General features: G+C 69.0%; 4 protein-coding genes and 2 pseudogenes. 2 read left to right on the top strand and 4 right to left on the bottom strand.

The window, feature by feature from the left end:
- Positions 1-39: 39 nt before the first annotated feature.
- The 4 genes and pseudogenes from ACWFR4_RS47545 to ACWFR4_RS47530 form a co-directional block, all read right to left on the bottom strand.
- Positions 40-558 (bottom strand): hypothetical protein, encoded by a 519-nt coding sequence (locus ACWFR4_RS47545; RefSeq protein WP_453658069.1) that lies wholly within the window; start codon positions 556-558, stop codon positions 40-42.
- Positions 559-728: 170 nt separating this feature from the next.
- Entirely contained in the window at positions 729-1,427 is a 699-nt protein-coding gene (locus tag ACWFR4_RS47540; protein ID WP_453658067.1) for a phosphatase PAP2 family protein, read from the bottom strand.
- 155 nt (positions 1,428-1,582) lie between these two features.
- A pseudogene (locus tag ACWFR4_RS47535) lies at positions 1,583-2,086 on the bottom strand (DedA family protein); the annotation flags it as partial.
- 403 nt (positions 2,087-2,489) lie between these two features.
- A pseudogene (locus ACWFR4_RS47530) lies at positions 2,490-3,314 on the bottom strand (COG4705 family protein).
- A 340-nt stretch (positions 3,315-3,654) separates the two neighbouring features.
- Between ACWFR4_RS47530 and ACWFR4_RS47525 the strand changes: the two are divergent.
- The gene (locus ACWFR4_RS47525; protein ID WP_453658065.1) at positions 3,655-4,515 is read left to right on the top strand and encodes a DUF2690 domain-containing protein; all 861 of its coding nucleotides are present in this window, start codon (positions 3,655-3,657) and stop codon (positions 4,513-4,515) included.
- Positions 4,516-4,759: 244 nt separating this feature from the next.
- Complete coding sequence (locus ACWFR4_RS47520) at positions 4,760-5,194, top strand: SH3 domain-containing protein (RefSeq protein WP_453658063.1); 435 nt, start codon at positions 4,760-4,762, stop codon at positions 5,192-5,194.
- The last annotated feature ends 104 nt before the right edge of the window (positions 5,195-5,298 follow it).

Genomic DNA, 5,298 nt, shown 5'->3' with positions numbered 1-5,298 from the left:
CAAGCTCGTTGACATCCTTCACGTGACTATCAACGACCTTCACGACTCTGCGTCACCACCGAATGTGAGACAGGGCCGTTGATTGGACAGTCCCGCGATAGCGTGGTTTTGGTGGTGGGCCATTTCGTCGGAATAGGCGTCGAGGCTGAGGTGTTCCTGGCCGATGCGCAGGTAGCGAGGCAGGCCGTCGCGGGCGAGGAATCCGTTGAGGTCGGGTCGGGTGGCGATGACGACGTCGGCGTCGGCGTCGGTCCGGGTGAGCCAGTCGACGATCCGTTGTTCGTGCAGTCGGTTGTAGGGGCGGCTGTAGCGGAACATGGTGCAAGGTTCGTGCGTCAGCGGGTGGTCACCTTCGTAGCCCCGGGTGTGCTTGCGCATGTCGATGAGCGAGGTCAGTTTGACACCGGGGCCGTAGGTCAACTGCGGGGTGTCGATCGGGCGTTGGACGCTGACGATCTGAACGCTGTGGCGACGGGCGAGGGCGCTGGCGAGGTTGGCAGTGGCCCGGATGGTGCCGCCGATGCCATAGGCGTTGTTGATCAGGAAGGTAATCTTCATGGCCCCTCAAGGGAGTGGTGGTCGATCCCGCCCCGCAGCGGGTCGGCTCTTCGTTGTGCGCAGGCGGTGGGTGGGCAGAGCGATGCGTGCTGCGTGAGGGGCGGGGGCATCGCCATCACGCGTGGCGTGCCGTGGGGATGAGTGCGGTGTGGGTGAGGTGCGGTGGAGGGTCAGAACCTGATGGGCGGCGCGGTCTTCTGTTCGAGTGGGGCGAGGGCTGCGATGAGGAAGGTCAGGCAGGCGGTGGCCAGGAGCCACCCGGTGAGGATGTCGCTCATCCAGTGCACGCCCAGGTAGATGCGGGTGAGGGCGACGCAGACGGCCCAGGTCACGGCAAAGGTGCGCAGGCAGCGGATCAAGGTGCGGTGCACGCTGTGAGCCAGGGCCCAGCACACCAGTCCGGCGGTGATGGCGGAGGTGGTGGTGTGCCCGGAGGGCATGGAGAAGCCTGAGGCGTGGGTGGCCCAGTCGGACTGCGGGGGCCGGGGGCGGGCGATGAGGGGCATCACGGCCACCCGGATCCCCTGGCCGGCCAGCAGGATGCCCAGGCCGGTCCCGCCGCGAATCAGCCGGGTGCGCCAGGTGACGCCGGTCAGTGCTCCAGCTAGGAAGGTGATCAGGTATGGCCACAGGGACGTGCCGGTGTCCGTAACGGCACGGGCAATCGATTGTGCGGCGGGCGGGCGGTGTTCGAGGGACCAGGTGTGCAGGGCTGCGTCGCCGGCGACGAGTCCGCCATTGGAGATCAGCACTGCCGAGATCAGGAACGCGAGCAGCAGGGTGGCGATGCCGCCCGCCCACGGCAGTAGCGGGCGTTGCCGCATCCGGCGTCTGGCGGAGTCGGGGGTAGCGCTGGGGGGCGGGTTCACTTGACCCACGCTCGGCGCAATGTCGGACCGCTGCTGCGCAGCCAGGCGGCGGACCTGGGCGTGCGCATGATGGGGGCGCGGGCGGTGATGACGCGGGATGTGGTGCTCACAGTTCGCCTCCGCCGTGGGAGGCGGGGGGCCGCGGGGTCGCGGCTTCGGTTCCTGCGGCTGCGCAGGATCTCCAGGACAAGCGGGCTGAGTGAGATGGCGGCGATCAGGGCAACCAGGGGCACAAGGTAGCGGTCCATGCTGAGGGCGGAGGAGCCGAGTGCGTATGCCAGCACCAGGCCGACGGTCCACACGACTCCGCCGATGAACTGCCAGAGCACGAAAGTGCGCGCGGGGACGTCGAGGGCACCGGCCAGCAGGTTGAGGACGGTGCGCACGACCGGGACGAAGCGGGCAAGAACGATTGCCTTGGCGTGTCCGTAGCAGGCAAGGAGTTCTTCGGAGCGTTGTGCGCCTTCCTGCAGGCGCCGTGATCGGCTGCGCGCGAGCAGGGCGCGGCCGCCCGGCGGCCGATCCAGTAGCTGGCCTGGGCGCCGAGCAGTGCACCGACGACGGAAGCGACCAGGACCTGTGGAAGCGAGAGATGGACGCCGCTGCTGCTTCGAGATGCACAGGAGTCCCGCGGTGAGCAGCAGGGAGTCTCCGGGCAGGAAGAACCCGGGCGTCCAGGATGTTCACTGCGAGCGGCTGTGATGTGGCGAGAGTGCACACATCCGGGCACAAGAACACGACGGGTCCTTCCCTAGGGGGTGCGCACCGAGGCGGTGTAGGAGCGCATCGTCAGGGCACTGCACGCGAATGCCTGCGGGATGCGCGCTCGGCCACGACGCTGTCCTCACAGGCAACGCGTCAGGACGTACGGATCACGGTTCGCGACGACGGTCCTGGGGTGCTCAGGTCGTTCGTGCCGCACTCAGCGCTGGTCATGCGGCTGACCCGGTCGGTGGGCGGCCGGGGGCGTGGCACGTCGCCGTCTTCGACGACGGGGCGGGATTCGTCGTCGAAGTGCCCGGCTGACCCCTGGGGGCCGCCCGGACCGTCGTGCTCGACGGTTCAGGCTGGCGTCCTGGCCGGAGAGGTGTCCTTGCGGGTGAGTGAAAGGTAGACAACCAGGCCGAGGATTACCGCGAGGAAGAGCACGCTGGTGACTACGGTGCCCAGGCCCAGGCCGCCGTCGCCGGTGGGCTGGGAGAGGTAATCGCCCATCGACGCGCCCAGCGGACGGGTGAGGATATAGGCGGTCCAAAAGCTCCACACCGCGTTGAGGCCGAGCGCGAAGTAGGCGACAGCCACGGCAGCGATGACCGCGGCGAAGACCACGATCGAGGTCAAGTAGCCCAGGGCCATGCGTTCGGCGACGAGGTCGCCGGCCGCCGTGCCCAAAGCGAAGGTAGACAAGACCGCGAGCCAGTAGAAGGCTTCACGGCTGGTGGTGTCGATGCTGTGGATGGACAGCGTCTTCTCGTGTCCGTACCAGATGAGGAAGACGGCCACGAGGAGCACGGCGAACACAACCGTGCTCAACTCCAGGGGTACACCCATGTTGTCGGTCAGGTTGTCGCTGATCAAGGTGCCGACGATGCTGATGAGCGCGACCGCGAGCCAGTAGACGGCCGGGTGGTAGGTGCGGGTGCGGAACTGGACGACCAGCACCAGCGCGAGCAGGCCACTCATCAGCACGGAGACGCCGGTCAGCCCCAGCCCGGCCTTCTCTGCCAGCATGTCTGCCGCGGTCTCCCCCACAGTCGTGCAGAGGATCTTGATGCCTCAGAAGTAGACGGTGATCTCGGGGACCTTGTTCCAACGGGCCCTAGAGTCGCCGCCAGAGGCGTGCCGAGGTACGGCGAAAGACGCCGTTTGCGAGGAGTCCTGTGTCATACCGTGAGCGTGCCAGCGACAACCTGAACACATCCTGACTGCCGGGCCTGTCGCCCTGTAGGCGCCTGGCCGCTTGTCCAGGATGAGGCGATGGACCTGTCTTCTGGCGTGCGTCAAGAGGTCGCGCGTAGCGCACGCAATGCACATCAACTCCGGGTCCGATTTGCTCCTGAAGCGTCGCTGACCTGCGGATTCGTTGAGAAACCTCCGTGATGCGCGTCGACCGGAAGCCGCAAGGGTACCTATCTCTGCGCATCTGGGACGAAGTGGGCGGCTTGGTGCCGTGGGCACGGCAGGACGGGAGCGGCCCCGGGATGCGGAGAGCACGAAGGGGACAGGAATGGCTCGTTGGCGACCGCTGCCCGCGGAACTGAACGATGACACGCGCCTGTTGGTGGAACGCCTGCGCGGGCTCAAGGACCGGACCGGCCTGACCTTGGTCGAGTTGGCCGAGCGCACTGCTTACAGCAAGTCCGCCTGGCACAGGTATCTCAACGGGGACAAGTTCCCGCCGCGACAGGCGGTGGAGGCGCTGGGGCGGGAGGCGGGAGCGGATGCCGCGCGGCTGCTTGTCCTGTGGGGCGCGGCACACGCTCGTCATGACCGGTCCGTGCAGGAGGCGGCGTCGCCGGCCGCGGTTGCGCCGGCCGTGACCGTGATCCCGCCCGCGGCGCCCCGCCGCCGCCGGCGGCGCGCGACCGTGACGCTACTGGCCGCCGCGTGCGTGCTGCTCGGGGGCGCCGCCTTCGCCGCCTGCTCCCTCGTCTCCCTTCGGCTCGCCGTCCGCGGGGCTTCGAACTCGGGGGCCGGCCGGGGCGATCTCTGTCGGGGCGAGTCCTGCCAGGGCCGCCTCCCGCATCCCTCGCGATGTGCTCAGGACGCCCGGACCGAGAGCAGTGTGGCGAGTGGCGGGTATGTGGTGCGGTTGCGATACAGCCCGGCGTGCTCGACGGTCTGGGCCGAGGTGCAGGCTCCCCGGGGCCGCCCGGCCCGCGAGGTGTCCATCGAGGCCGGGCCCGACGAGCGCCTCACGTCGCATCCGGACCCGGAAGCGGATCCTGCCCCGGCAGCGGACGGAGAGTTCAGTCCGATGCTGGCCGCGTCGACCCGCTGGCCCGGAGAGGCATGCGCGGTGGTCGAGGCGAAGCTGGTGTGCACCAGCGAGGATGGATCCGAGGTGACGTCCGCATCGGCCCCGTGAGGGTGCGCGTCCCCGGCCCGTTCCCCGGATCCGGGGCTGGGGGCCGCGTCAGCTCCCGCGTTGTGCGGGGGAATTCCCCGTGCGTCCCGGGCCCCTGGGAACAGGAGTCACGGCGGGAGACGCCGGACATCACTGAAGATGCCGACACCCATCCGACGGGGCCGGCAGCCGGGCACAGTGCCGCATGCAGGAACTGCGGACCGTGTGCGGCGCACCGCTCAACACCCGTCCTCAAGGAGAACCCATGAACCTGCGCCCGGTGCGGTACGGCATCGTCGCCGCGCTCGCCTCCCTCGCCCTCACGCCGACCCTCGCGCTGGCCGGCGCCGTCCCGGCTCCGCCGTCACAGCAGGCGCCCGCGTGGATCACCAGCTGCGCCCGGCACGCGGCGCCGCCGAGTACGACGCACAACGCTCACAAGACTCACAAGCCGAACAAGTTCCGTCACAGCAGCCTGGGTCGTGTCACGACGCGCACCGGGCACCTCAACGTCCGCTCCGGCGCCGGCACCGGCTACCGCGTGATCGGTTCGCTGCACCGCGGCGCCTCAGTGTGGCTTGCCTACAAGACGCACGGCACCCAGGTCCACGGCAACCGACTCTGGTACAAGCTCGCCGACCACAAGGGCTACGTCTCAGCCCGTTACGTCCGCAACCTCGGCTTCGTTCCGGCGAGGTAGGGCAGCGGGCGCGGACCCGCGCCAACTTCCGTGGCGGGGGTGCGGCCTGGCCTCGCCCCTGCTCCCTGCGCGCTCCGTCACCGGCGGCGCGCGCTCCCAAGTAC

Source organism: Streptomyces sp. NPDC055140 (assembly GCF_053607285.1).
This window is presented reverse-complemented; position numbering and strand designations above follow the sequence as displayed.